At 56.2% G+C, this 22,192-nt stretch carries 34 protein-coding genes and 1 pseudogene; 15 read left to right on the top strand and 20 right to left on the bottom strand.

From position 1 onward, the window contains the following. Positions 1-86 precede the first annotated feature (86 nt). The gene (locus tag AC3WMT_RS02010) at positions 87-335 is read left to right on the top strand and encodes a hypothetical protein (protein ID WP_177431344.1); all 249 of its coding nucleotides are present in this window, start codon (positions 87-89) and stop codon (positions 333-335) included. A gap of 46 nt (positions 336-381) precedes the next feature. Here AC3WMT_RS02010 and AC3WMT_RS02005 read toward each other — a convergent pair whose 3' ends face one another. Further along, on the bottom strand, positions 382-1,164 hold the full coding sequence (locus AC3WMT_RS02005) for an AraC family transcriptional regulator (RefSeq protein ID WP_103302258.1): 783 nt from the start codon (positions 1,162-1,164) through the stop codon (positions 382-384). A gap of 108 nt (positions 1,165-1,272) precedes the next feature. On the opposite strand from AC3WMT_RS02005, the gene AC3WMT_RS02000 reads away from it, so the two are divergent. The 3 genes and pseudogenes from AC3WMT_RS02000 to AC3WMT_RS01990 all read left to right on the top strand — a co-directional run. Beyond that, the gene (locus AC3WMT_RS02000; RefSeq protein WP_103302257.1) at positions 1,273-2,193 is read left to right on the top strand and encodes an EamA family transporter; all 921 of its coding nucleotides are present in this window, start codon (positions 1,273-1,275) and stop codon (positions 2,191-2,193) included. Positions 2,194-2,461: 268 nt separating this feature from the next. Further along, a complete protein-coding gene (locus AC3WMT_RS01995; protein ID WP_146041211.1) occupies positions 2,462-2,896 on the top strand; it encodes a hypothetical protein in 435 nt (144 codons plus the stop codon). A 387-nt stretch (positions 2,897-3,283) separates the two neighbouring features. Then, positions 3,284-3,433: pseudogene (locus AC3WMT_RS01990) on the top strand (EAL domain-containing protein); the annotation flags it as partial. A gap of 69 nt (positions 3,434-3,502) precedes the next feature. Here the strand turns inward: AC3WMT_RS01990 and AC3WMT_RS01985 are convergent. Together AC3WMT_RS01985 and AC3WMT_RS01980 are read right to left on the bottom strand one after the other, a co-directional pair. Beyond that, the gene (locus AC3WMT_RS01985; protein WP_103302255.1) at positions 3,503-3,865 is read right to left on the bottom strand and encodes a response regulator; all 363 of its coding nucleotides are present in this window, start codon (positions 3,863-3,865) and stop codon (positions 3,503-3,505) included. A gap of 24 nt (positions 3,866-3,889) precedes the next feature. Continuing rightward, positions 3,890-5,335: an ATPase domain-containing protein gene (locus tag AC3WMT_RS01980; RefSeq protein WP_177431356.1), complete on the bottom strand. Its 1,446-nt coding sequence runs from the start codon at positions 5,333-5,335 to the stop codon at positions 3,890-3,892. A gap of 266 nt (positions 5,336-5,601) precedes the next feature. Between AC3WMT_RS01980 and AC3WMT_RS01975 the strand changes: the two genes are divergently transcribed. The 5 genes from AC3WMT_RS01975 to AC3WMT_RS01955 all read left to right on the top strand — a co-directional run bounded on the left by AC3WMT_RS01975 (position 5,602) and on the right by AC3WMT_RS01955 (position 9,427). Beyond that, a complete protein-coding gene (locus AC3WMT_RS01975; RefSeq protein WP_103302462.1) occupies positions 5,602-6,036 on the top strand; it encodes a hypothetical protein in 435 nt (144 codons plus the stop codon). Then, the gene (locus tag AC3WMT_RS01970; protein ID WP_103302253.1) at positions 6,033-7,493 is read left to right on the top strand and encodes an ATPase domain-containing protein; all 1,461 of its coding nucleotides are present in this window, start codon (positions 6,033-6,035) and stop codon (positions 7,491-7,493) included. Before AC3WMT_RS01975 ends, AC3WMT_RS01970 begins: the two co-directional genes overlap by 4 nt. Before the next feature lie 10 nt (positions 7,494-7,503). Then, positions 7,504-8,529: a sensor histidine kinase gene (locus AC3WMT_RS01965; protein ID WP_103302252.1), complete on the top strand. Its 1,026-nt coding sequence runs from the start codon at positions 7,504-7,506 to the stop codon at positions 8,527-8,529. Positions 8,530-9,068: 539 nt separating this feature from the next. Next, positions 9,069-9,251 carry a hypothetical protein gene (locus AC3WMT_RS01960; RefSeq protein WP_177431336.1) on the top strand — a complete coding sequence of 61 codons (183 nt, stop codon included), beginning with the start codon at positions 9,069-9,071 and terminating at the stop codon, positions 9,249-9,251. Then, a complete protein-coding gene (locus tag AC3WMT_RS01955) occupies positions 9,248-9,427 on the top strand; it encodes a hypothetical protein (RefSeq protein WP_103302251.1) in 180 nt (59 codons plus the stop codon). The genes AC3WMT_RS01960 and AC3WMT_RS01955 overlap by 4 nt, the downstream gene beginning before the upstream one ends. 107 nt (positions 9,428-9,534) lie before the next feature. Here the strand turns inward: AC3WMT_RS01955 and AC3WMT_RS01950 are convergent, their stop codons facing one another. Genes AC3WMT_RS01950 through AC3WMT_RS01925 form a run of 6 tightly spaced genes read right to left on the bottom strand, consistent with a single transcriptional unit; the run spans position 9,535 to position 12,672 of the window. Then, positions 9,535-10,584, bottom strand: coding sequence for a tyrosine-type recombinase/integrase (locus AC3WMT_RS01950; RefSeq protein WP_103302250.1), 1,050 nt, complete (start codon positions 10,582-10,584; stop codon positions 9,535-9,537). A gap of 1 nt (position 10,585) precedes the next feature. Further along, entirely contained in the window at positions 10,586-10,828 is a 243-nt protein-coding gene (locus tag AC3WMT_RS01945; RefSeq protein ID WP_103302249.1) for a DUF4224 domain-containing protein, read from the bottom strand. Positions 10,829-10,872: 44 nt separating this feature from the next. Continuing rightward, positions 10,873-11,121 carry a hypothetical protein gene (locus tag AC3WMT_RS01940; RefSeq protein ID WP_103302248.1) on the bottom strand — a complete coding sequence of 83 codons (249 nt, stop codon included), beginning with the start codon at positions 11,119-11,121 and terminating at the stop codon, positions 10,873-10,875. A 54-nt stretch (positions 11,122-11,175) separates the two neighbouring features. Beyond that, the gene (locus tag AC3WMT_RS01935) at positions 11,176-11,568 is read right to left on the bottom strand and encodes a phage protein NinX family protein (RefSeq protein WP_103302247.1); all 393 of its coding nucleotides are present in this window, start codon (positions 11,566-11,568) and stop codon (positions 11,176-11,178) included. A gap of 49 nt (positions 11,569-11,617) precedes the next feature. After that, positions 11,618-12,346: a hypothetical protein gene (locus tag AC3WMT_RS01930; protein ID WP_103302246.1), complete on the bottom strand. Its 729-nt coding sequence runs from the start codon at positions 12,344-12,346 to the stop codon at positions 11,618-11,620. Then, positions 12,343-12,672, bottom strand: a complete 330-nt coding sequence (locus tag AC3WMT_RS01925) for a hypothetical protein (RefSeq protein ID WP_103302245.1) — start codon at positions 12,670-12,672, stop codon at positions 12,343-12,345. Before AC3WMT_RS01925 ends, AC3WMT_RS01930 begins: the two co-directional genes overlap by 4 nt. Before the next feature lie 128 nt (positions 12,673-12,800). Here AC3WMT_RS01925 and AC3WMT_RS01920 point away from each other — a divergent pair, with 128 nt between their 5' ends. Further along, positions 12,801-13,043 (top strand): hypothetical protein, encoded by a 243-nt coding sequence (locus AC3WMT_RS01920; RefSeq protein WP_103302244.1) that lies wholly within the window; start codon positions 12,801-12,803, stop codon positions 13,041-13,043. A gap of 1 nt (position 13,044) precedes the next feature. On the opposite strand, the gene AC3WMT_RS01915 is transcribed toward AC3WMT_RS01920, so the two are convergent. Continuing rightward, the gene (locus AC3WMT_RS01915) at positions 13,045-13,689 is read right to left on the bottom strand and encodes a phiTE_072 family protein (protein ID WP_103302243.1); all 645 of its coding nucleotides are present in this window, start codon (positions 13,687-13,689) and stop codon (positions 13,045-13,047) included. Positions 13,690-14,295: 606 nt separating this feature from the next. On the opposite strand from AC3WMT_RS01915, the gene AC3WMT_RS01910 reads away from it, so the two are divergent. The 3 genes from AC3WMT_RS01910 to AC3WMT_RS01900 all read left to right on the top strand — a co-directional run bounded on the left by AC3WMT_RS01910 (position 14,296) and on the right by AC3WMT_RS01900 (position 16,004). Continuing rightward, the gene (locus tag AC3WMT_RS01910) at positions 14,296-15,300 is read left to right on the top strand and encodes a fimbrial protein (protein WP_103302241.1); all 1,005 of its coding nucleotides are present in this window, start codon (positions 14,296-14,298) and stop codon (positions 15,298-15,300) included. 99 nt (positions 15,301-15,399) lie between these two features. After that, positions 15,400-15,621 carry a hypothetical protein gene (locus AC3WMT_RS01905; RefSeq protein ID WP_177431343.1) on the top strand — a complete coding sequence of 74 codons (222 nt, stop codon included), beginning with the start codon at positions 15,400-15,402 and terminating at the stop codon, positions 15,619-15,621. Positions 15,622-15,773: 152 nt separating this feature from the next. Continuing rightward, a complete protein-coding gene (locus AC3WMT_RS01900; RefSeq protein WP_146041210.1) occupies positions 15,774-16,004 on the top strand; it encodes a hypothetical protein in 231 nt (76 codons plus the stop codon). Here AC3WMT_RS01900 and AC3WMT_RS01895 read toward each other — a convergent pair. Continuing rightward, positions 16,001-16,351: a hypothetical protein gene (locus AC3WMT_RS01895; RefSeq protein WP_103302240.1), complete on the bottom strand. Its 351-nt coding sequence runs from the start codon at positions 16,349-16,351 to the stop codon at positions 16,001-16,003. The genes AC3WMT_RS01900 and AC3WMT_RS01895 overlap by 4 nt on opposite strands. An 82-nt stretch (positions 16,352-16,433) precedes the next feature. On the opposite strand from AC3WMT_RS01895, the gene AC3WMT_RS01890 reads away from it, so the two are divergent. Further along, on the top strand, positions 16,434-16,622 hold the full coding sequence (locus tag AC3WMT_RS01890; protein ID WP_103302239.1) for a hypothetical protein: 189 nt from the start codon (positions 16,434-16,436) through the stop codon (positions 16,620-16,622). Between the two features lie 54 nt (positions 16,623-16,676). Here the strand turns inward: AC3WMT_RS01890 and AC3WMT_RS01885 are convergent, their stop codons facing one another. Beyond that, a complete protein-coding gene (locus AC3WMT_RS01885) occupies positions 16,677-17,000 on the bottom strand; it encodes a hypothetical protein (protein WP_103302238.1) in 324 nt (107 codons plus the stop codon). A 104-nt stretch (positions 17,001-17,104) separates the two neighbouring features. Here AC3WMT_RS01885 and AC3WMT_RS01880 point away from each other — a divergent pair, with 104 nt between their 5' ends. Next, positions 17,105-17,416, top strand: a complete 312-nt coding sequence (locus AC3WMT_RS01880; protein WP_103302237.1) for a hypothetical protein — start codon at positions 17,105-17,107, stop codon at positions 17,414-17,416. Here AC3WMT_RS01880 and AC3WMT_RS01875 read toward each other — a convergent pair. From AC3WMT_RS01875 to AC3WMT_RS01840, 8 genes are all read right to left on the bottom strand, one after another. Beyond that, entirely contained in the window at positions 17,400-17,711 is a 312-nt protein-coding gene (locus tag AC3WMT_RS01875; protein WP_103302236.1) for a hypothetical protein, read from the bottom strand. The two genes, AC3WMT_RS01880 and AC3WMT_RS01875, sit on opposite strands and share 17 nt — an antisense overlap. Before the next feature lie 81 nt (positions 17,712-17,792). Next, the gene (locus AC3WMT_RS01870; protein WP_103302235.1) at positions 17,793-18,314 is read right to left on the bottom strand and encodes a hypothetical protein; all 522 of its coding nucleotides are present in this window, start codon (positions 18,312-18,314) and stop codon (positions 17,793-17,795) included. Between the two features lie 7 nt (positions 18,315-18,321). Next, positions 18,322-18,885, bottom strand: coding sequence for a siphovirus Gp157 family protein (locus AC3WMT_RS01865; protein WP_103302234.1), 564 nt, complete (start codon positions 18,883-18,885; stop codon positions 18,322-18,324). Beyond that, a complete protein-coding gene (locus AC3WMT_RS01860; protein WP_103302233.1) occupies positions 18,882-19,631 on the bottom strand; it encodes a hypothetical protein in 750 nt (249 codons plus the stop codon). The genes AC3WMT_RS01865 and AC3WMT_RS01860 overlap by 4 nt, the downstream gene beginning before the upstream one ends. Positions 19,632-19,787: 156 nt before the next feature. Further along, positions 19,788-19,982, bottom strand: a complete 195-nt coding sequence (locus AC3WMT_RS01855) for a hypothetical protein (RefSeq protein ID WP_103302232.1) — start codon at positions 19,980-19,982, stop codon at positions 19,788-19,790. Further along, a complete protein-coding gene (locus AC3WMT_RS01850) occupies positions 19,979-20,170 on the bottom strand; it encodes a hypothetical protein (RefSeq protein ID WP_103302231.1) in 192 nt (63 codons plus the stop codon). The genes AC3WMT_RS01855 and AC3WMT_RS01850 overlap by 4 nt, the downstream gene beginning before the upstream one ends. Beyond that, positions 20,167-20,571 (bottom strand): hypothetical protein, encoded by a 405-nt coding sequence (locus AC3WMT_RS01845; RefSeq protein WP_103302230.1) that lies wholly within the window; start codon positions 20,569-20,571, stop codon positions 20,167-20,169. The genes AC3WMT_RS01850 and AC3WMT_RS01845 overlap by 4 nt, the downstream gene beginning before the upstream one ends. A gap of 490 nt (positions 20,572-21,061) precedes the next feature. Beyond that, the gene (locus AC3WMT_RS01840; RefSeq protein WP_103302229.1) at positions 21,062-21,823 is read right to left on the bottom strand and encodes a DNA methyltransferase family protein; all 762 of its coding nucleotides are present in this window, start codon (positions 21,821-21,823) and stop codon (positions 21,062-21,064) included. Positions 21,824-22,192 lie beyond the last annotated feature (369 nt).

Raw genomic sequence — 22,192 nt, 5'->3', positions numbered from 1 at the left:
GAACACACTCCAGTGGTCTCTCATCAGACGCTTTGAACCTATTTCGAGATCGCTCGCTCAACCGGGAAATATCAGGGGTGAGTGAAATGAATGCCTTCAAGAATCAACTGACGCCAGCGCAAGCCTCACGGTTGCTCGCCTTCGATGCCTGGCATCGTGCGCTGGAGAACAGGCAGCTGCGCATGGACTGCCCGGACGCCTATCACGACGAACTGCTGCGTCAGTCAGATGAGATGGATCGGCTGGGCATGGTGAGTTGGGCTGAATGGCGCGATCTGCGCAGGGAGGCCGATGATGCCTACCAGCGCGCAGTCGCCGGAGAGGATTACCACTGACGCATGTTCATCTGGCCACCTCGATCCCTTGGATTTTCAGTGGTTTCTATTGCGGCTGACCCGAAAAGTACCGACTCGGAACCTCGCCCAGTACCTGTTTGAAAACCGTCGCAAATGCACTTGAGCTGCTGTAACCCAAGACCATGGCGACCTCTGTGATCGACTGACCTTCCCCCAACAAAATGATCGCCGCGAGCAGGCACGCCTGTTGGCGCCATTCGACGTAACTGATACCGGTGTGCAGCCGAAAATGGCGGGTGAAGCTGCGGCGGCTCATTCCCGTGCGTCGCGCCATGTCATCGATCCCCACCTCCAGCGAAGGCCGGGCGAGGAACTCGCGGCAGACCAACGCCAGACGTGGCTCGGCCGGCAGCGGGGCATTGAGTGACAGGGCGGGCATTGCGGCAATTTCATGCAGCAACAATCCCATCAGAAAGCCATCTCGGCCCTTGGCGGAGTATCCCGCAGGGACTTCGATTGCCTTCAACAGCAACTGCCGCAGCAACGGCGACACCTCCAAGACCTGACAATGCGCCGACAAACCGAGTCGCTGTGCGGCAGCAGTGTCGATATAGGTATTGTGCAGGGTCACTGGGCCACGCATCTGCATCGCGTGCGACAGTTGCGCCGGAACCCATATGCCGCGTTGGGGCGGTACCACCCAGTTGCCCTGCTCGGTGAACACGGTGATGACTCCCTTAGCCGCGTACGCGAACTGCCCACGCGGATGATCGTGGGTCGGGAACAGTGTTCCGTCGGCATATTCCCGCGCAGTCACGACTGCATCGTGCGATGTGTTTTCGTAGGGAGGCAGGGTTATTTTGCGCATGGCCCGATTCTAATGAAGTCTGGCCCGCAGTTGAAAGCGGGCCAGGCTGATTGTCGGCATATTTCTTCAGGCACGAGCAATGACGCTCGACTCTGGAAATGCCTGACCATGCAGAAGAAACATCTTTTACTCGCCGTGCTGGTGACGGCCGTTTGGGGAATTAACTTCCCCGTGACCCGCCTCGGTCTTGCCGACATCGACCCACTGTTGCTGACGGCATTGCGTTTCGCACTGGCTGCCTTGCCTTGGGTTTTTATCGTCGAGCGACCCCGTGTAGCCTTTCGTTGGGTGGCCGCTTACGGACTGATTTTTGGCGTCGCCATGTGGGCCATGATCAACCAGGGGATTGCATGGGGCGTGCCGCCCGGTACGGCATCGCTGCTGATCCAGCTCAGTGCATTTTTCACTCTGGGCTGGGGTGTTCTGTTGTTCGGCGAGCGCGTGGGACGACTGCAATGGCTGGCGAGTGGGCTGGCTGCCGCAGGGTTGATGGGGATTGTGCTGTGCAGGCCCGGCGACGCATCGACGGCAGGTTTTGCGCTGGTCATTGGCAGCGCCGTGGCATGGAGCATCGGCAACATCATTATCAAAGTGTCGAAGGTGCGTGAGATCTTCGCCTTCGTGGTCTGGGCGAGTCTGTTTCCACCCATTCCCCTGTTGCTGATGACATGGCTGTTACATGGCTCAGCGCCGTTTACCGCGTTACCCGCGCAGCTCAATGCGATGACGCTGTTTTCACTGGCGTTCCAGGTCTATGCCGCGACGCACTTCAGTTACTGGGGCTGGAATCTGTTGTTGCGGGAATATCCGGTGTCACGGGTGGCACCACTGTCATTGTTGATTCCGGTATTTGGCATCGCCAGTTCAATGGTCATTCTTGGTCAAAAACCGAGTCCGTCCAATTGGGCCTTGATCTGGGTGGTCCTGCTGGCACTTGCCTTGGGTTCCGGCAGCGCTCAGGCAGTGTGGGGACGTCTCCGCACACACGGGCGCACGTTGAACGATCAGATCAGGGGCGTGCACAAATAGGCAAAATCACCCGGAAGATCGTGCCTTGCTCCAATCGTGTCCATAGTCGAAGCGAAACCCAATGACTAGAGTGTTTAGAACCCTTATTCAGGAGCCGGGCGAACTTTTGGGTATCACTCGATTTCCGGATCATTGGTTCGTGTCGACCTTTGAAGGTTGGTCTTCGTGATTGGATATGTGCGGCGTGATGTCAAATTGGTTACACTTCGGTTACAACGGAAATGTTTTAATTTTTTCGGTTAAAACGGACTCAATCGGAGCTGGCGCAGTGGAATTCATGCAGGACCCTAGTTTCTTTCTTCGTAACATCTCAACCGTTAACAGGGATTGGACTCGTGCTTCCGCTCATATCCTTGATCAGGTTGGGCATTGGCAAGATTTGTCGACTCATCATTTTATGGGCATGACTTCTGTCATTGCGAAAGAACGCAGCATCGAGGGTGAGGTGCTGGGCAAACAGTTTTCGATTGAGCTCAATCCGATTTCTTGCGAGAAAGCCGGGCTGGCGGAAGCTGTTTTGTTTTTGTGTCAAGGAGGAGAAAGATCGCAGCTTGGAAGATTCAGCATTCGTCATGACGGGGCAGTATTGAACGCTGACGGGGCGGTTCTCGTCAGTCCGGAGGAAGATCGTTACAGCTATAAGATTTTCGCAACGATCTTGCAGTCCGTCATTGATGCGCCTACTCCGAAGCGCGCAGTTTAAGCATCAGTTGTCATCACTGCATCCTCTTCACTCTTCGTGCGCCAAATGAAACTTTTGCGGTATCCCGTAATTGTGGTGCGCTGGAGTGAATGAGGGCAGGGGCGGACAGGGCGAGGCTCATGTAGTTTCCTGAGTTATGAGCGTTGCCGCTCCGCCCTGATTCTCGATTCCACCGAAAAATCCATTCCCCCCTGTTATCTTCCGTCGACGGAGGATTACGCGACCAAGTCGCTGCTCGGTCGCGACACTATCAATCTCAGTCTGCGCTTGTCAGAAACCGTACCAGTTCAGTTGCTGGAACAAAACCGAATCCAACTGTCAGTTCCTGACCTTAGTGAAAGAAAGCCCTTTCCGAGAGCTGGCGCAATGTCGGATCGCTGCGTCGAAAAGATCGACCGCTCGTTCATCCAGGAAATTGCCGCCGACTGTCACGATGCAGCGATCGACCAAGGCATTATTGCCATGGCCCATCACCTCAGTCTGACGGTGGTCGCCGAAGGTGTCGAAGCCACGTCTCAAGCGGATTTCTTCAAAGGTTGCCACATACCATCAAGCGTGCAGGGGAGTGTGGGTAAACTCAGTCTTGAAGATGGATTTGATCCGGTGTCATTGTGCCGCCAGAAGTCGCCTTACAGTGGCAAGGATCGAATCGATGTTGAATGGCTTTTCCAGGACAGCATCGAACAGATCAGACCTCTCCATGCCCAGGTGCGCTTGCGCGCCGCTAATCAGAATGATCGGCAAGAGGTTGGCCGACGGCAAGGCGCGAACGGCCTTGGCAAATTCGAGTCCGTCCATGACAGGCATCATGAAGTCGGTAATGATCAGGTCAGGCCGCTCTCGCTCAAGCACCTCGAGCCCTTTTTTGCCATTGCTGGCTTTCACTACCATGAAGCCGTCATCCTCCAGCGCAAAGCCGAGAATATCAGCAATCAAATATTCGTCGTCGACGACCAAGATGGTGGTCATGGGAATTCAGCCTGAATCAAAAACCTAGGAAGATGAACCTGGCAGCGCTGTAGGAATAGAAACTGGCGGTTCATTTCTTGAAGCCTTTTTCAGATCAACGTCTTGGTCACGGATGACCACTTCAAATCGCGAAGGGTCATAAGAGCTATCTCTTACTTTCAGAATGGAAATAGTCCTGCTTAGTTCAGAATGATTCTCGTAGAAGCGCATCAGCATCAGATTATCGACGATGCTGGAAAGATCAGAGTTCGGCGCGCTGACCTCGGACCCGAACAGATCACGCATTTCCCAGGAAGCAAAAACTGTCACGCCCCTGGAGCGCAGTTCGTTCATGAGTGCACTGTAGAAGTCAGTAATTCGGGCCGGATTCGTCGAGACCCGTGTCATACCGCTCAGGCTGTCGATGAATAACCGCTTGATGCCCTTTTCTTCAACGAGGCTCAACAGTCTTGCGCCCAGGCCGTCCAGGAGACCTTCGGTGGTTGGTTGCCAGGCGATGCTCAACGCACCGCTTTCTTCCATGCTTTTGATGTCGATCCCGAGTGATTGACCCTTCAGGCGTAACCGCTCCGGGCTTTCATAAAAACCAAAATGCAGGCCCGGTGCCTCCACCGTCGACTCACTCAGGAACTTGAGACCCAGCGTCGTCTTGCCGATTCCTGACGGGCCTATGACCAAGGTCACACTGGAACTGTGCAACCCGCCACCCAATATGGCATCGAGTGAACGAATGCCACTGGGGATACGCGTCATGTTGGCGCTATCGGGCGAAGTAGGGTGGCTGTAGAGGCTTTCCAGGCGCGGATAAACCACCAGACCGTTCTCGGTGATCTCGCACTCGTGCAGTCCGGTCAGTGCAGGACTACCACGAGTTTTACGCAGTTGAATACGACGCACCGAGCGTGTGCCATAAAGCTCTTCTCCCATTTCGATCACACCATCAACCATGGTGTGTTCGGGGCTGCCGTCATCCAGTCGGGAACTGGTGAGAAACAATACGGTGCACCCGGCAAATGCGGCGTGGCCTTGCAGTTCAGAGATGAACTTCTTGGTGTCGATTGGCGAGTCGGCTTTGGAGCGCGCGTTGAGCAAGCCGTCCACGACCATGACCGTGGCCTTCTGTCGGCTGATCTCACGCCTCAGCAGTTTAACCACTTCATCCAGGCCTTCGTTTTCCAGGGTATCGAATGCGCTGACGAACTGGATTTCAGCGCCAACTTTAGACGAGTCGAAAAAACTCAAGGTGGACAGAAATTGAAAAAGTCGGTCATGGGATTCGGCAAGGAGTGTCGCTACCAGAACACGGCCGCCGTTGCGCGCATGATGGAATCCAAGTTGGTTGGCGAGGATGGTTTTGCCAGACCCTGGGCGCCCCTGAATAATGTAGGAAGCACCTGAGACCAGCCCCCCCTTGAGCAGAGCATCCAGGCCTTCGATTCCACTCTGAAGGCGATTCAACTTTTCCACAATGCGACCCTGATCTGAAAAACATGCTGTTAAACCGAATGCGTAGGATGCTAACGCCATTTCTGCGCTGGGGCTATCGACACTTCACTGACGTTTCACGCAGCAGTGCCGGTAAAGCTATTCGTTCTCTTAAATCTGCAGCCCAAAAACCTCAATATGGTCGATAAATTACAGGAATTGAAAGTAAAGAAGGCTCTCTGGCCAATTGAGTCTCTGCGATGCGATATAGGGTGTACTATCGAGACCTGCCCATCAGAAATCAGCTAGCCATGTCCGCGCTAAACGAAGAGAGCCGCCAGATCGTAGCTGCTCTGGCGCACCGGGTTGGCCCCAATGCTGATACTGCGTGCATCGCGCTGGCGACTGTCTCGATTTTGGAGGCTATGCACACAGCACTTACCCCCATCATTGGTCAGCAGGGGGTTGCAGCTCTGTATCGACGCAGCCTTCATCTCTGCGCCTCACGTCAGCCGCGCTTGGCCGACATATCTGAACGTGTGCAAACAGCGTTGGATCTGAGCGCTCTTAATTCTGAACTCGTTACAGAAAGCGAAGCAGATGCCTTGTTGTTTGGTGAAGTGATTCTGACCACCTTCTACGAACTGCTCACTACCCTGATCGGGCCCTCGCTCACCGCACGCTTGCTTCGTGACGTGTGGAAACCTTCTTTGAGCGACACATCTGCGCAGGAAAACTCGCCATGAACACCAAAGTGACTATCAAGCGCTTGGCCACCGGAGTGCCAGGACTGGACGAGGTGCTGGGCGGGGGGTTGCCGGAGTTCTCGTTCAACCTGATCGCCGGCCCGCCTGGCTGTGGCAAAACAACCCTGGCGCATCAAATGATGTTCGCCCTGGCGACTCCCGAGCGCCCGGCATTGTTCTTCACCGTGCTTGGCGAACCGCCGTTGAAAATGCTGCGGTATCAACAGCAATTCGACTTTTTCGACGACGAAGCCATCAATCAGTCGATCCGTTACATCAACCTGGCCAGTGACACCCTGGCAGGGGATTTGGATGAGGTGTTACGCCGAATCGTCGCTGAGGTCGAGGCACACTCTCCGGCGCTGGTGTTCGTCGACTCGTTTCGTTCAGTTGTGCTTGCGAGCCAGACACAGGACAACCCGAACAACAATCTGCCGCAGTTCGTTCAGCAACTGGGCATGCTGATGACCACTTGGCAGGCAACAACCTTCCTGATTGGCGAGTACTTCAGCGAAACCGACACCAATCCGATTTTCACTGTCGCCGATGGCCTTATCTGGTTGCGTCAGAGCGTTCAGCGCAATTCCATGGTGCGCAAGATGGAAATCATGAAGATGCGCGGCCAGCCGACGCTGCCGGGGCTGCACACCTTCCGCATCGCCACGTCGGGCATCAAGGTTTTTGCGCCTGCCCAACTCAACCCGATCGAAGCCCCTCTGACCTTTCCGGTCCAGCGCCTGAAAATGGGTGTGCCCAAACTCGATGAGATGCTCGGCGGCGGCTTGCCCCGTGGTTATTCCTTACTGGTGGCCGGGCCATCGGGCTCGGGCAAAAGCATTCTTGCTGCGACCTTTCTCGCAGAGGGTGCGCGCAATGGCGAGACCGGCGTGATCGCGGTATTTGAGCAGCGCCCCAATCACTCTCAGAACGCCACCCTCGCCGGGTTGATTGAGAGCGGGAAGGTCGGTTTGGTCGATAGCCGCGCGCCGGACTTATCCATCGACGAAATCGTCCATTTGCTATTGAGTGAGATCAATCGGCTGAAGGCTACACGGGTAGTGATTGACTCCCTGTCAGGCTTCGAACTGGCGTTGGCCCCGACATTTCGAGAAGACTTTCGTGAGTCGCTGTCTCGCATGGTGACCGCTCTTACTAGTGCAGGTGTCAGTGTATTGATGACCTCCGAGTTGGAGGATCGCTACACCGATCTGCGTTTCAGTCCTTACGGCACGGCGTTTCTCACCGACGCCATCATCGTCCAGCGCTACATAGAAGTGCAGAGCCGCTTGTTGCGCATCATGGCCGTGGTCAAGGTTCGGGCCAGCGCTCATTCTGATGAGCTGAGGTTGTACCAGATAGATGATGATGGCTTGCAGATCGGTGAAATGTTGCCGGACAGGGAAGGCTTGTTAGGGGGGCGACCTACCCAGCAGCGTACGGTCACATTCGAAGGATGAGCGAAATATCATGAGCGAGGGTCACGGCAAGAATGAGCAAGCCATAGCTACTGCAGCACGCGAACTGTTCCTTCTCGGCCAGAAAACGGTCGCGGCGCGTGCGGTGCTGGCAGCGGTTCATAAGGAACTCAACCAGGCCAATGCCCAACTCGTCGATAGTCACCATGTTGAGCAATTGATTGAAGCCAATCAGCAGTTGGTGCTGTCAATTCTGTCGGCGCAGTCGGATGCGGAAAATCCGACAATGGCCCAGGCAGAGCAGCAAATGTACCTCGAGATGCGCGAGGCAAACGAGCAGTTGGTGATAGCCGCACTGAGTGCCCAGGAACTGCAGGCGGCCGCTGAACATGCGCTGGAACAGCAACGCAACTTCCTCAACCTGGTTGCACACGAACTTCGCAACCCTCTGACCCCCATCAGCATGATTGCTGGCCGGCTGGTACGTGTGCCTAGCGAAGAACTACCGCGCATGCAGATGCTGATAGAGGGGCAGGTGAAGCAGATGTCCCGGTTGGTCGAAGACTTGCTCGACATCGCCCGCGCCAGCACCGGTAAGTTTCGCCTTGATTGCCAACGTGTCGATATGGCTCAAATCATTCATGAGGCGATAGATGCCTGTGCCCCGGTCATGGTTGCTCACGGTTTGACTTTCAGCTCGGAACTGCCGGAACGCGCATTGATGGTTAATGGCGATCCAGCGCGCCTCGCTCAAATTCTTGGCAATCTACTGGGAAACGCCGCCAAATATACGCCTGCTGATGGCACGGTCTCCCTTACTGCGACGATTGAAGTCGAACATCTGGAGATACGCATTCGTGATACCGGGATAGGTATAACTCCGAAAGCACTGCCGTTCATTTTCGAGCCATTTGTACAGGATGTTCACGCGGTTGGTTTCAATGGGGCAGGGCTGGGTATTGGTTTGACCGTAGTGCGTGAGTTGATCGAAGCCCACGGCGGAACGGTGATTGGTACTAGTGCGGGAGAGGGGCAGGGAAGTGAGTTCGTAATGAGACTCCCCCGAGTGAACCACTGACGGCGTCTAGGAGAAAGAGGGTTTCCAGAGGTCTTACACGGCTGTGATGCATCTGCACCAACAGCTATCCGTCTGGCTGACTTCGCTTTCTCGACTTGTGGCAATTTCACCCCCCCTTTTACGGCCCTTCACGGCACCGCAGGTGGCCAGATTGAACGCTGCGATTTTCAAGCCCGATTGTTTACCCATAGCTACGACGCGGGTGATGCCAAGCCGATCCTGTCTTTTTTGTTGGATCTGGGTCTGTTTTTAACGGGTCAACGCTCAATAGAGTGTATATCCGACGCACAAGTGGACAGTGATCGGCCCGCCACTGTTTCTGGCTCTCTGAAGAGCGGACGAATCGAGAGTCTTCAGGAATCACCATGAATACTCGTCCAGGCTTTCAAAGCAAGACCTTCCCCCAATCGCAACGAGCGTTCTTGGTGGGCGCTTCGGATCTTTTGCTGGGTCCAGAAGCGTTTGGGGAACTGAGCGCTTTAAACCCAAGCTCCGCTCAACACGCCTGGCCGTGGCCGCATTACCGATCCTGATGTGGGATGAGGGTCAATGCCATGGTCGCTGAAGGCAATGCAGGACAAGTGTTGAGTGTCGTCACTTCGCTTGCCGCCGCCGTGGTGGCAGTGCCTTTGCTCAAACGCATGGGTCTCGGCTCAGTGGTCGGCTACCTGGCGGCGGAGGGGGGACGCAGCGGTGGCAGAAGAGCAGGGTTGCGGAAATGACCGAAAAGATGCGGAAACGATCCATAAAGAGAGGAGCAAAATTCCTGAACGCCAGAAACGACAAAGCCCTGAATAATCAGGGCTTTTTCGTACATAAGATGGCGGAGGCGATGGGATTCGAACTCATGGACCTGTTACAGTCGACGGTTTTCAAGACCGATATGCAAAGCCAATGAAACCGGGGCCTGTAGCCGCTTTTCGTTACGATACGTTTATTTTTTTACACCTCTACAGCCCGCATTCTACAAGGGGCGGATTTTGAGTTTTGTAACGGTTTTTGGGGCTATTTCGATGGCTTGGCAATGGCGCCAATTCGTCGATAGACGCGCTCGGTAATGTCTCCTTTAGTGTGCCCCAAGAGTAGGCTCGCATCGCCGACGTCGAGGATTTCCGACGCCGCTTTCGGCCTGATGTCTCTGAACTGGAAGCCTCCGATTTTCTCCGCCAGCTGAACATCCCCTTTTTCTTTAGCTTCTTTCTTGGCCTTTTCTCTGGCGTCGTCCCATCGATCGCGAAGCATCTTCGCCGTCATCCGCTTGCCGCGTGCGCTCACAATCAAATAGCTGCAAATGTGCTGAGCATTGCGCTCGGCCATTTTCCCGATTAACAGGCCCAGGCTGTTTGGTTCATCACCGTCAGTCATCTGGATACGCAGCTTTTTGTGTGTCTTGTTCTGCTGCACTCCCAAGTAATTTCCCTCGACATCGTCCTTCCTCATGACCAGGACATCTGCCGGTCGTTGCCCGGTCAGATAGGCCAAGTCCATCGCGTCTTTCAGCTCTTGAGCTGCCTTCCTGTAAACCGCCTCCCAAACCACGTCGTTCGCGTAGTAATCCCTCGGTGTCTCTTTGTTTTTGCGTACTCCTTGACAAGGATTTTCCTTCGTCGTCAGGCCCCACTCCCGAGCAATGTTGAAAATATGGGAGAGGGTGGCTATTTCCCGGTTCGCCCGTACCTTTGCTGATCGGGCGTCGCGGTAACCAGCGATCGTCGCCGGCGTGATCGAGTCAATCGGTGCGCTATCGAACATCGTCCGTAGCTGCTTGATTTCTGCCAAGTTGTCCTTTTGCGTGCGCGGGGCTTTCTTCGGCACGATGTCGCGGATGTACCTATCGAAAATCCCCTTCATCGTGCGCAGGTCGAGTGGTTTTTCCTTGGCTTCCAGCTCTGCCCATTTGATTCTGGCCTGGTCCAGGTCTTTGCCCAGCGGTATCGCTTTTCCGGTGAGGTCCAGATAAAAATAGGAGATCCAGACCTTTCCGCTTTTCCGTGTTCGCGTCCACTGGTACATCCGGGGTGGCAAGTTGCGTGTGTCGGCCTTGCGGGGTCGCATATCAGTTCACCTGCGAATAGTCTGGCGTCCATACCGGTGCGGCCAGCGGCGGGTTCGGATCGGCAATGGCGGGGCTGATCATGCCCAGCTTCATGCGGGCGTACATTCGACCAACCAGTGGGCGCTTACCGCGGCTTTCGACGAACACCCACTGGCGATCAATAAGCCAGCGGCGCTGGTAGGCGCGGGCCTTGTAGCCGGTGAGTTCGGCCAGCTCCTCGTCGGAGAGAATTTCAGTTTCCATTGTGTTGCTCCATGCCGCGCGTGGCGGCAGAAGGTGGTGATGGGTTATGCCGGCAGCAAGCCTTTTGCTTTGGCTTCCGTCCGGCACTGCTCGCGAAACTCGCGAGCCTTTTCGATTGCTTGCTGTTTGGTGGCTGCCTTCCAGGTGGGGCCGACCTGGATGAATTTGCCGCGCAGCTTGCCGCACCAGTGCTTCACGAAGTCGCCGTTCTCGATCTGGCAGATGGTGCCGGCCGATGCTTTCGGCGCCGTCGCGTACTCCACCAGCTTCTGGTCGTGCGTTAATTCGGGCATACGAATTCCTCGCCCGCCGTACACCGGCAGGCTGTTGAGTTGTCAATTTTGGGTTTACAACTGGATGAGTTCGGCGGGGACGTTCACGGCCATGCCGAGCTTGTCGGCGACGATGGCGCGGCAGATCGCCACCAGTGGCTCGTCAGCGGTGAGCCAGTCGGTGGGCGCATTCGGACGATGCGGATGAGCCACCCAGCCGCCAAGAGCCGGGCCGAAACCGATTTTGATTTTCGAGATCAGCGGTCCGCACTGGCTCCAGTCCGTAGATGGGCAAAATTTTCCGGTTGTTGCCTTGCAGGGAATGCCCTCCGGGAAAATCCACGCCTGATCAAGCGGGCCGTTTTCGGAGAATCGATATTGACCACGGTAGGCGCCGATGGCTTGCGAGACAGCCCAGTCCAACGCATCGCCCGACAGCTCCTGCGTGTTCACTTCGGTCATGTTCATCGCCACGGCCCCTTGTAGATGAGGTAGGCCATGTAGAGCGGGGCGAAGATCATGGCTGAACCCTCTTGAACTCGACGACCCAGACCCACGGGTTGGCGTCCCAGTCGCCGCCCGTGGATTTCCAGAGATTGCGAAAAGCGGAAATTGCGTCAGTACCAGACACGCCGAACTGTTGATGAGAACCTGGCGGGTAAGTCTTCGGGGCGTGTGTGTAGAACGTCTTGCCGTTTATCTCGCCTTCCCACGACAGCCCCTCGTCAATTGCCTGCTCTTCGCTGATGTCCTGCAACCGCTCGACGCGCACGTCGGTGATCTCCAGCAGGATGCGGCTTGCCCAGCGCGGCATGTGGATGGACGGGCGACCTCGGCCCCGCGCCATCATGGAACAACCGGTTTGCCGAATTGCCCCATCTGCTGAGTACAGGATCGGTTCGCCTTGGCTCAGATCTCGCGGGGCTACTGCGTCAACCTGAGCGTCAGCTGTCCAGGTCTCGCGTACCCACAGTCGTTCACCGGGCCGTCCGTAAGGGCAGGGCGCGAACTCTTCCAGCTCTTTGGCGCACTCCGCCTCAGTCGCTCCGAACACGCAGAAGCCGTAACGCGGGTCGCGCTGGGCGGTTGCACTCCATCGATGGCGCTCACCCTCAGGAATGGATGTGTCCTCGGTGGGAATCTGAAATCCCCTCACCGGCCTCCGCGTGACGGTCTTCCGGCCATCCAGAATGGCGCGCACCATCGGGGCCGAGAACAGGATCGGCCGTTCCTTGATAGCGGTCATGGTGTCACCTCGCGGCGTGCCCACCAGCAGACCGGGCCATTGTCAGTGTCGTGAATCGAAAGACAGAACCAGTCTTCGCCGTCCGGCTTATCCGGATCCCAGTAGCTGCAATCTGAATCGCCCGCATCGAAGTAGCGGTCGGATATCGCTTGGTCACTGCAGTACTCGAGTTCGACCATTTTCACTTGCAGGCCCTGCTCGGTGATCCAGGCTTTGCATTTTTCCCCATCACCCTCATCAAAATCGGGCAGGTCGGGATGCTGGAACATGCCGTCCTCATCGCGCACGACCGGGGCTGGCTGGATCAATTTGATTTCTTCAGGCATGACTTCGTCCTTGCCGCTATAGCGGCTGACTTTGAAGGGGGAGGGAGTGGCCTTTTGCCTCAATAGTGCAATCGACCGGGATAGTTGAAACTGATAGCCCTGCGCAGGGCAGCCCACAGGAAAGGGTCATGTCACACAGTCTGGATAGGCCTATCACACATGAATATCGCGGGCACCAGCTGTTCGTGAAATTCGACTGGGACAGGCCTAACGACGAAACGCCGGTTGCAGCGCATGTAGTCGAGAGCAGTGAAATTCCTGGATTCGCCAACACGGTCGCCGATCTATCTGGACCATGGCCGGATTATCAGGCTGCGCTCGCCGAGGCGGTGGCCATCGCCGAGCGTTGGATCGACAGTCAATTGCCTTAATTCAACCAGCCAACTGCTGCGGTTGTTCTTGGCGCAACGCTTCCTGAACTGCCTCGACAACGCGCTGCAGGTACGTGAATTTATGATTTTCCTCGACAGCCTTGTCGCCGACGGGGTAGTGCCATTCCTCGCCGAACAGTTCTGTCAGTAACCTGCTTTGATGCCAGCACTCGTTAGCGCTCTCTATGCCGCGCAGCTCGTCGATGTCGCGCCAAAGCTCTCGGGCTTCATCTTTACTCAGCTCGCCCAGCTCCCACTCATGGCGCCCTGTCTGTTGCCGGCGGCGCTGAACGATGCACTTCTTGGCTAGCGCGTGGAGGGCGTCCCCGCTGAACACGGTGGAGCTGATCCCGCGATCTAGGCAGTTGAGGATGTAATGCCAGTCGCAGTCGGCGACAAACTCCGCGACAGTGCGCGGGCCCATGCCACCCCAGTAGGCGTTCCAGCTGTTGTCCCAGCAGTTGATCGTGATCTTGCCCTGGGCGGTCTGATAGCTCGGGTCAGATTCAGTAGGGCAGTCGCGGCGGCCGAAGTCCTCGAGGAACACCGTGATCGGGTCAAGCCGCGGTGCGCCGGTGATTACCAGCTTCGTGACAGTTGAGCGCTCAATCTTCAGCGGCTCAGCCGGTTTGTTTTCTGTGGGCATGGTGCGTCCTATGCCGGGGCATGCCCGGGTCGTTGAGTACAAACATGGGATCGTTTAGATTTTTGCAAAAAAGGGGATGCAACAGCTATGAGCTGCTTTATCTGCGGGGACGAGGCTCAACTGAGCGTGAGGCCAGATAGCGAGGAGTATCAGTGCCCAAAGTGCGGGCACTACAGGATTTCCCGAACGGCGATAGAGCTGTACAGGCTGGGCCTATGGAAATTCGATATCTACTTGGCCCGTCGCTGGATTGCAGACCAGCAGGACAGTGATGCAATTCCTTTTATCGACTCGGATCTCGCGGTAAGGCTTCTGGGCGCTTAGGTCGCTTTTTTCAACGCTGCAATGGCTCGCTGTCTATGCGGGGGCATGCCCGGGCGGTGGAGGGTGGTGAGGAAGAGCGAAAATTTGCGCTGGCTTTCGATGCCTAGGCCCACCTTGTTAAGGCTCGTTTTCGTTCGAGCAAAATGTTTCGCGCTGCTGACCGCCAGCTTCGTACTAAACCCACCGCTAAGGGTAAGTGCTTTTTAAGAATCGCCTGATGCCCAAGACCATTCAGCATGGCTAACGTACGCCACTCATTGACCGATACGTAGTGCCCTCTCCATGAAGCGTTTCAAATTCCATCGCCCTGTCCCGCTAACGAAAGCGATTCATACGCTATGTCTGACGCTGCTCTTCGCTTCAAACTACGCGGTCGCGGCAACTTGCTCCTTCTACCCCAATCATCATCAAACAACTATCACTATGCAAGTACCCGCTACACTTTCGATTCCTCGTGATACACCCAACGGCACCGTAGTATATGAAAGCCCTCCACTCACAATGGGACCAACGCCCAGCTCGTATAAATGTACTAACGAGTTTTCATATGGTGTTCAGAACAATGTCGGTGTGTCTAAATCGGGTGACCTTGTTTACGCAATCGGAAACACCGGGCTCGCATGGCAGTGGTCCTTCAAAGACAATGTAACCATACCCATCTATCCGGGTATTCGTCGAGAGGCGGGCGGATACGGATGGGACACCACAAGACACGTGCTACGACTAATCAAAATAGCGGATGTATTCGATGCACAGAAAATCCCGGCAGGAACACTCGGGGTTTTTCATGCAGACGGTGTATCACCACTAGCAATGGCGACCAATGGCACAACGATTGTGCCTCAATCCTGTGAAACGCCTGACATCAGAGTCGACATGGGTTCGCATGACATAAGTATCTTTGCCAATAACGGATCGTATTCCGAGCCCGTCAAATTTGACATCAGTCTCAACAATTGCCCGGCAGGCATAAAAAAAGTGACTTACACCCTCAAGCCCACATCAGATTCCCCCTCTCAAAACTCCACGCGGGGTATCGTGAAGCTGAGTGCCGATTCGACTGCTCAGGGTGTGGCCTTGCAAATACTCAACAGTGACGGAAACCCGATCGTTTTACATCAAAGCCATGTATTCACGGACTATTCTTCGGCTGGAGGCAACTTAAAAATCCCTCTGAGCGCTCGGTACTTTCGCACTGCTACAACAGGTGGAAATGGTGGGTTTGACAAGGGAATGCGCGCCGGATCAGCTAACGCAAATATCGCGTTTGTCATGAGTTACCTTTGAATCCATTGATGCGCTGGCATAGCCAGCTGCCTGCGCACACTCTTTAATAGTTGTCTGATTTTCGCCACCCCCGGCCGCCTCTACCGTGCGGGCATTCGATTGAAGAATTACCTGCGTCAGATCGGCCCTTTCCTGTCCACACCCCATGCGGCGCGACACCTGTTGCGCATTTTTGCGTGGGTGCTGCTGGTGGGCATCCTCGGCGCTGTGTACAGCTTTCTGCTGTTCACCTTCAAGAATGAAATTTCTCAACGGCGCCAAGGGCGGCGCAACACACGACCTGTGCGATATCGCGCAGCGAGCGTGGCGTTATTGGATTGATTACCGCCATGAAAGGTAAAGCAAACTAAGGTGCCTCCCTCCGTGACCGGTGGTGGCATAATTTGATAACGATGGTGTCTGCGGTGTAAGATCGCGACCACTACAGTGATCGCTTAGCGGCGATTTCTCATGAGCACGGGCTAACAGCTCGCGTGAAAGAAAAACTCTTAAGCTATTTTTTTATTGCATCGAGCCTAGTGACGTTGTGCGGTTTTCCATTACCTGATGGAATTCCACTCATTTACCATATCGATCTAGGAGTAATTTTGATGGCTATAACAGCAGCATTTGGATGGGGCGGGGCGGCGCTGGGAGCGATCGATATTCAATTGTTAAGAGTCGGACGAGTAATGCAGCTGCCGGACAGTTCCGCAGAGGGTTAAAATCCTTCCGCTCCCTCCAAATTTAAATCCGGCGTGATGACTTCGTCGCCCGGATCACGCTTCAGTCCCACCAAGCTTTGATTGCGAAAGTCACGCGCCACGTTTTCGCTAATTACGATTTCGTGGCGCGCTTTCAAAGCATCCCGCGCACCATCTGGCCCAAGCGAATGTACATAGCGTAGACAGCCTTCAATCACCGAAGCTTGTTCGGTATCCTCGTTCCAGGCCATGAGCTCTTCCAGCTTCTGCCGCGTGCCGAGCCTGCAACGGTGCCGCAAGTCCTTCTCGTCGAACTCGATCCGCTTCAGCACGGCCTTCGCCGATCGCTCTTGCCCAGTCTTGGCCATGGCCTACCTCTTCAATTTCGCTGGCCGGCAAGTCACCAGATGTTGTATCTATTCTCCCAGCTCACACTGGCAGGAGGCCGACATGAGGTTGAAGAGCGATGTAGATGCCCTGGCGGCGATCGAAGAGGACGCTAAAGCGATGCTGAGACGTATAGGGCTACCGGACGACGCAGTGAAGCTGGAGGTGGTCGTGTTCCTTCGCGAGGTGATCGACCTGGCCAGCTACATGGAGTCGAAGCATCGGCTGGTTGAGGCGCCCAGCTTTGTCTGAGCTGGCATGTTGCTGACCGTTGCGGTATTTGTGTTCGGCCCGGCATGGAGTTGGTCAACGAACAAAATCAGAAATCTCAGCAAGCGCTGAGTCGATAGCTTCCGCTGCCTCGCCGGCAGTCATATCACCGTGATTTTTTAAGAGGTCGTGAACTCGCTGCATGCACTCCTGCATGTCGTCGGCGGCAGATCCTTCTTCTGCCGCTTCCTCCAACTGCTCTTCAAGTCCGGCGACTTCTTGCTTCAGCGTTTCGATCTCGCTGAGATACGTCCCTCGAAACGATATCGACCTCCTCGCCATCTCAGCCTGGGCGTCTTCGTCGATTCCAGCGTAATGAATGAGCTCTTCATCGGTGAGAGCTGAGACAGGGAGACCCATGGACTTTCTCCAGTCAGGCGCCGCCCTCCGTGACCGGTGGTGGCAATTTGGTTTGGGTTGGGGTATTACGGGGGACCGGCATGGGGCCGGATCAAGGAGCGAAAATGCTGGAACGTCACGAAGTCTTTTTTGAATTCTTTGAGCGCTATCCCGATGCGGAGCGTCGTGAGCACACTCATGAAAACGGCAAACATTCGACAGTCAGCGTTGGCCTGTTTCAAGGGCATGTCGATGCAGCATTCATCGGGTTTTATAAGCCTGACGGAAAAATGCAGAGTGAGGAGCAGTTGCCTCTCGACGTGATCGAATCGAATTTTGGCCAGGCTTCGGTTGGAAATGCCGAGATGCTTTCCCGACTGACAGATCTGGCTGTTCAGAAAGCCGCTTCGCCCATCAAAACTACGAATCGTCCGTAATCCGTAAAGCCTCGCGGTTGTAGGCCAGCTTCAACTTCCGCGACACGTTTTCGGGTATCACGTATTCGTGTCGCGGCGGAGTGAGCAAGGGCAGGGCGCTTCCCGGGCCAAGTCCGTGCAGGTGGTGAATCATCAGCGTGATTGCCTCGCCCTGTTCCTCAATGCCGCCCCAGGCCATCAGTTCAGCAAGGGCTTGGCGCGTTCCGGGCAGGCAATGCAGCCTGATTTCCTCTTCGCCGCGCTCCTTCCTCTTCGCCGCGGCTTTCGCTGAGCGATCTGCATTGCTCTTGGCCATGGCCTACCTCTTCAATTCCGCTGGCCGGCAAGTCCAGCCAGGTCTGTCGGCGACGCGTGGCCACCCGGTTGATAGTTCGTTTCATCGAAATGCGAACTTCAGCTTTGGATATTCAATCTTGTGGTCGCGGACGATCCGGTCGAGCATGTTGTAACTGATCGCCAGTGCCTTGCAGCACTGACTCCGGTTCATGCCGCCGGCGATGCAGTCCTTAATCTGATCGACCAATCGTGCTTCCACATCTGGCGGCACCTTGTTCGGCGCCGTTCCGATTTTCTGCCGCACTTGGAACCTGATGGCGTGCTTGGACGCGATCGCCTTCAGTGTGGCCAAAGCTATTCCTTCCCGCTCGCAGATCTCGTTCCGGGTCAGCGTCTTTGCCATTTCACGGATTCGCGCAACGCGTGCAGTTGTTTCGTCCTTCACCTTCGGGCGATGGAAGCTCGGTGGATGCCTCCGCTCGGAGGTGCTGGTGAACTTGATCGGCGTCGGTTCTGGCACGTCGATCTTTCCGCCAGCGGCCAGGAACTCGGCAATCTGAGTGGAAAGATCTTTTGCGTCCTGGCGCCGCCGCTCAACGTCGTTGAGGTGGTTGCTGATCATGCTGGCCTCACTTGATCCGGATCGAGCTTTCGCCGCGCTCAAGGTGAGCCCAGACCGGTTCCGGTAGCAGTTCATGCTCCGCGTCTTCGCCGGCTTCGATGCGTTTGCGCACTGCTTCGTTGTGATCCCGGATTTCCTTGAGCTTCGCGGCGATGGTCTTCTTGTCAGGAGTGATTACGCTTCTGAGCGTTACAAACTCATCAGGAACGGCTTGTTCGTTGTCGACGTTCACCTTCTCCGGCGAGAGCGCGAGTGTGATGGTGAACAGTGGTCGCTTGATCGACTTGATGTCAGCGGCCTCCATGTTCCGGCGCAGGTAGTCGCTGAGCTGGCCCACGGTGTTTTTCTTGATGCGCTTGAGCTCGTTGAGGCGGTCGACTTCCTTATCGATTGCGTCAATGTCACCTTCGATGTTCCGGCGCAGCATGACGACGCTGTCGGCCTTTACTTCGAACTCACCTGTTATGCCGTCCATGGTGTCTTGGATGGCTTGGCGCAGACCTTCGTCGTCAGTGTCAGCCAGTGCCGCGAGTTCTGCCATCTGCCGATTCAGCTTGTAGAGATCAGTCATGCTGCACCCTCCATAGCGTCCTCAAGATCCGCTTTGCGGGCGTCCTTGGCGCGGGTGAATTTGATTTTGTGGGCTTCGCGTTCTGGATCGTTCTGGCGCAGTGCCATTTTGCGCATCGCCGATTTGTAGAGCTGCTCCAACTCGTTGAGTGATTGCGCGGTACCGATCAAGTGGAGTGTTTCAGCCAGCCATTCGCGATACTCAGCTGCCAGACGCTCCTTCGCTTCGATTTTGTCCTCGGCGCGCTCGATTTCGGCTTCACCCAAGCGCTCGTTAACGTAGTGAATGTCGTCGTAAAGACCCAGGCGAACGTCGGCGGAGAAGCCAAGCTGACTCAGGCACTTGCCGATCGCATCAGTGAGGGATTTCTTTGGGGCATCGAAGTCAGTGCTGATGCTTCCGAATTTGTTCTGAGTGATGAAAGGTGTGTGCCCGTAGTGCGTAATTGTCTTGCGCTCACCATCGCCGCCCAAGTACCAAAGCGCGACCTTGAGGGTGTGCACCTGGGCATGTGCTAGCACCGAACCCTCTTTGTTCAAAAGTGGGCCGCCGATATCGAAGCGTTCCTCGATGACGTCGTAACCCCAGCCGGTACCGCATGGGCCGAACTGTTCAGTAGCGCGTTTAGCCAGATACTGGGCATTCACTGCAGTACCCGTGAAGCCACCGAGACCGGTGTATTCCTTGGTGAACTTGGGGTCGGTCTTTTCGACCTCTTCCCAGAGGGCGAGGTTTGGTGCAGGCATGACGATCTCCTGCCGCGGATGTGCGCAGCTTTGAAAGATGGGTTTATTGAGTGATACGGTCGGCGAGTGCGCTGAGCAGCATCAGGAAGGTGAAAACGCCGAGGGAAGAGAACGCGCCGCGCCAGATGATCAGGCGACGCGCCCATTGGCGACCGGTCACTTGCGAACTCTCACTGCAATTCGTTTGCCCTGCATGGAGGGAGCCAGTCGCTGTGGGAGACTCGCAACCAGATCCTCGCGCTTGCGGCCGATCACCTCATTGAAGGGAAGGCCGAAGCCGAGCAGAGCGATCTTGTGTTCAATGTCATCGAGCTGCTCGTCGATGAGCGATTTAACCGGTGCCGTACTCATGCGTCCTCCTTGCGCCGCTGACATGTGTCACGCAGGCGTTTGCAGTAGTGGTTGAACTCGTCGGTGGTGATTGCGCCGTCGGTGAAGAGGCGGGTGATCAGGCCCTGCACCAGCAGGCTGATGTCTTCTTCGCCGGCGGGCGCCGACACACCATCAAGGGCTTGGTCGATCAGGATGTGAGGGCTCAAAACCCACACTCCCGCTCTACGCGATCGCTTTCGCGCTTGGCGTCGCGATATTCGTTGGCGTGCACCGCGATCAGGTCGCCGGCGAGTGCCCGGATAATTTGCGGATCACCGCCAACGGCTTCGATTGCCCAAGTGTGCAAAATCCCGCCGTCTTTCCGCCTGATCAGTTCGATCAGGATCTTCTCGATGTATCGGTCGGGATCTGGATTAGCGGCCATGTGATCCGCCAGCGCCTCCGGCAGGTGGTCTGCATTGACCAGCACCTTGCTTCGCCCAACTGGGTTCGGCGCTTCGACGTGGTGCCGAGAAAGCAGATCATCGACCGACTCGGTCAACCATTCCTGACCTGCCTCCGTGTCGAGAAAGTCGTCTTCCGGGATGGGCTTGCGTAGAGCTGACATGGTCGTCTCCAGAGTGGCGAGGTGTTGATCCAACAAAACTCGGATGCACTCGTCCGCTCCGCTGGTTGCCGTTGGGCGCGGAGGTGAGTGCATTCGGGTGGTGTCGGGTGAAAGTGGAAGCCGCTTACGGCGGCAAGTCGGCTTGCTTTGGCTCACTGCAAGCGGGTGATTGAGAGCCCTGTTACAGCAGGGATGCCTTTCCTTGCTGCCGATACCCGGCAAGGCAGGTGTGGAGATACCGGCCAGCGCTACCAAACTGGCTTCGCAGATCGGCTCTGCGCGTTGATGCAGGTGGGCGGTTATAGGCCGCAGTTTCGTCCGCATCGGGGTGTGATCTGGCCGGGGCTCAACCGGCATTGAGCAGATGGGGCAACCCTTAAGGCTACCTGTTGGCACATCCGCCGCCCGAGGCTTGGCCTCAGATCACACCCCGATGCGCTCTCATAGAGAGGATCGGGCAGTTAACGACAGGCTGTCGTGGCGCTGGTTGTTAGGCTGCTGCAGGGATTACCACCAGCACGGTGTTGACCATCGTTCCGGCCTGTTTGAATGAGGCTTCAGGCAGGGTTTCGATGCTGCCGCCGCGCTGCTCGACGATGCCGCGGAAGTCCCGGGTCAGTGCGTCGTCGCGGAAGGTAACGCCGGAAGGCATGATTGCCACCAGCCGACCGCCAGGCTTGAGGAACTTCAGGGCGTGGACGACGTGGTGAATATCGCTGCGTTTCTTGTCGAAGGGCGGGTTCATCAGCACGCGGTCATAGATGGGCTTCGGCTCGACCTGCAGGAAGTCGCCGGGTTCGGAAACTCCCGACAGTGGCAGCTTCAGTTCGATCAGCGCTTTATGGTTGTCTGGCAGCAGTTCGTGCATGTCGACCATAACGCCTACCGCGGCGGAGTTGGCGGCTACCGCCAGAGCCCCACGGCCCGCGCTCGGCTCCAGCACCATCATCCCGTCACCGATCATGGCGAGATCCGCAGCCTGTTTCGCAACGTGCAGCGGAGTAGGGAAGAAGCCGAAGTCCTGCGGCACGGTGACTTCACCGGTCATCAGGATGTTTTCAATTGCGTCGGCGGCGTCACCGGTGAACAGGTGAGCTTTTGCCTTGGTGTTCCACTTACCGCCCGCAGCTTTTAGCGTCCTGTCTAGGCGCTGGTAGAGGTTTTTGTCGAGCTGGCCGCCGGTGATGAACAGCTTGTTGCCTTCGGTACGAGACGCGCTGAGCAGCGCCATCACTTCGTTATCGACTTTCATTTGTGGCTCCCGGTTGTTTTCCCAATGCACCCGTCACCAGGTGCATCAGTGAAAAATTCCGCGTTGCTCGCGCCTCCTACCAGGTCATTCGCCAGTTCGGTCAACACCTCGTCCGCCGTCGCAGTTCTGCGCGTTGGTAGCCTTTCGGGGCTATCGGATCGCCGGTCGCCAGTAGTGGCAGCGCGATTTTGTTCACCTGACTTCATCTCGCCCCACAGGTGTGGCCGGGGCTGACCTCCCAGCGTGAGCCGGGTAATCGTTTATGGCGCGGGTTGTTAAAGAGCGGCGGGTCTCTTGAGGCCCTTCGCAGTGGCTGTGTGTCGCTGCGATGGGTGAACAATACCGCCGGTATTGCATGTGGTCAATACC

This window comes from Pseudomonas sp. FW305-7 (assembly GCF_058786735.1).
The sequence above is the reverse complement of the archived record's forward strand: the minus strand, read 5'-3'. Positions and strand labels throughout refer to the sequence as shown.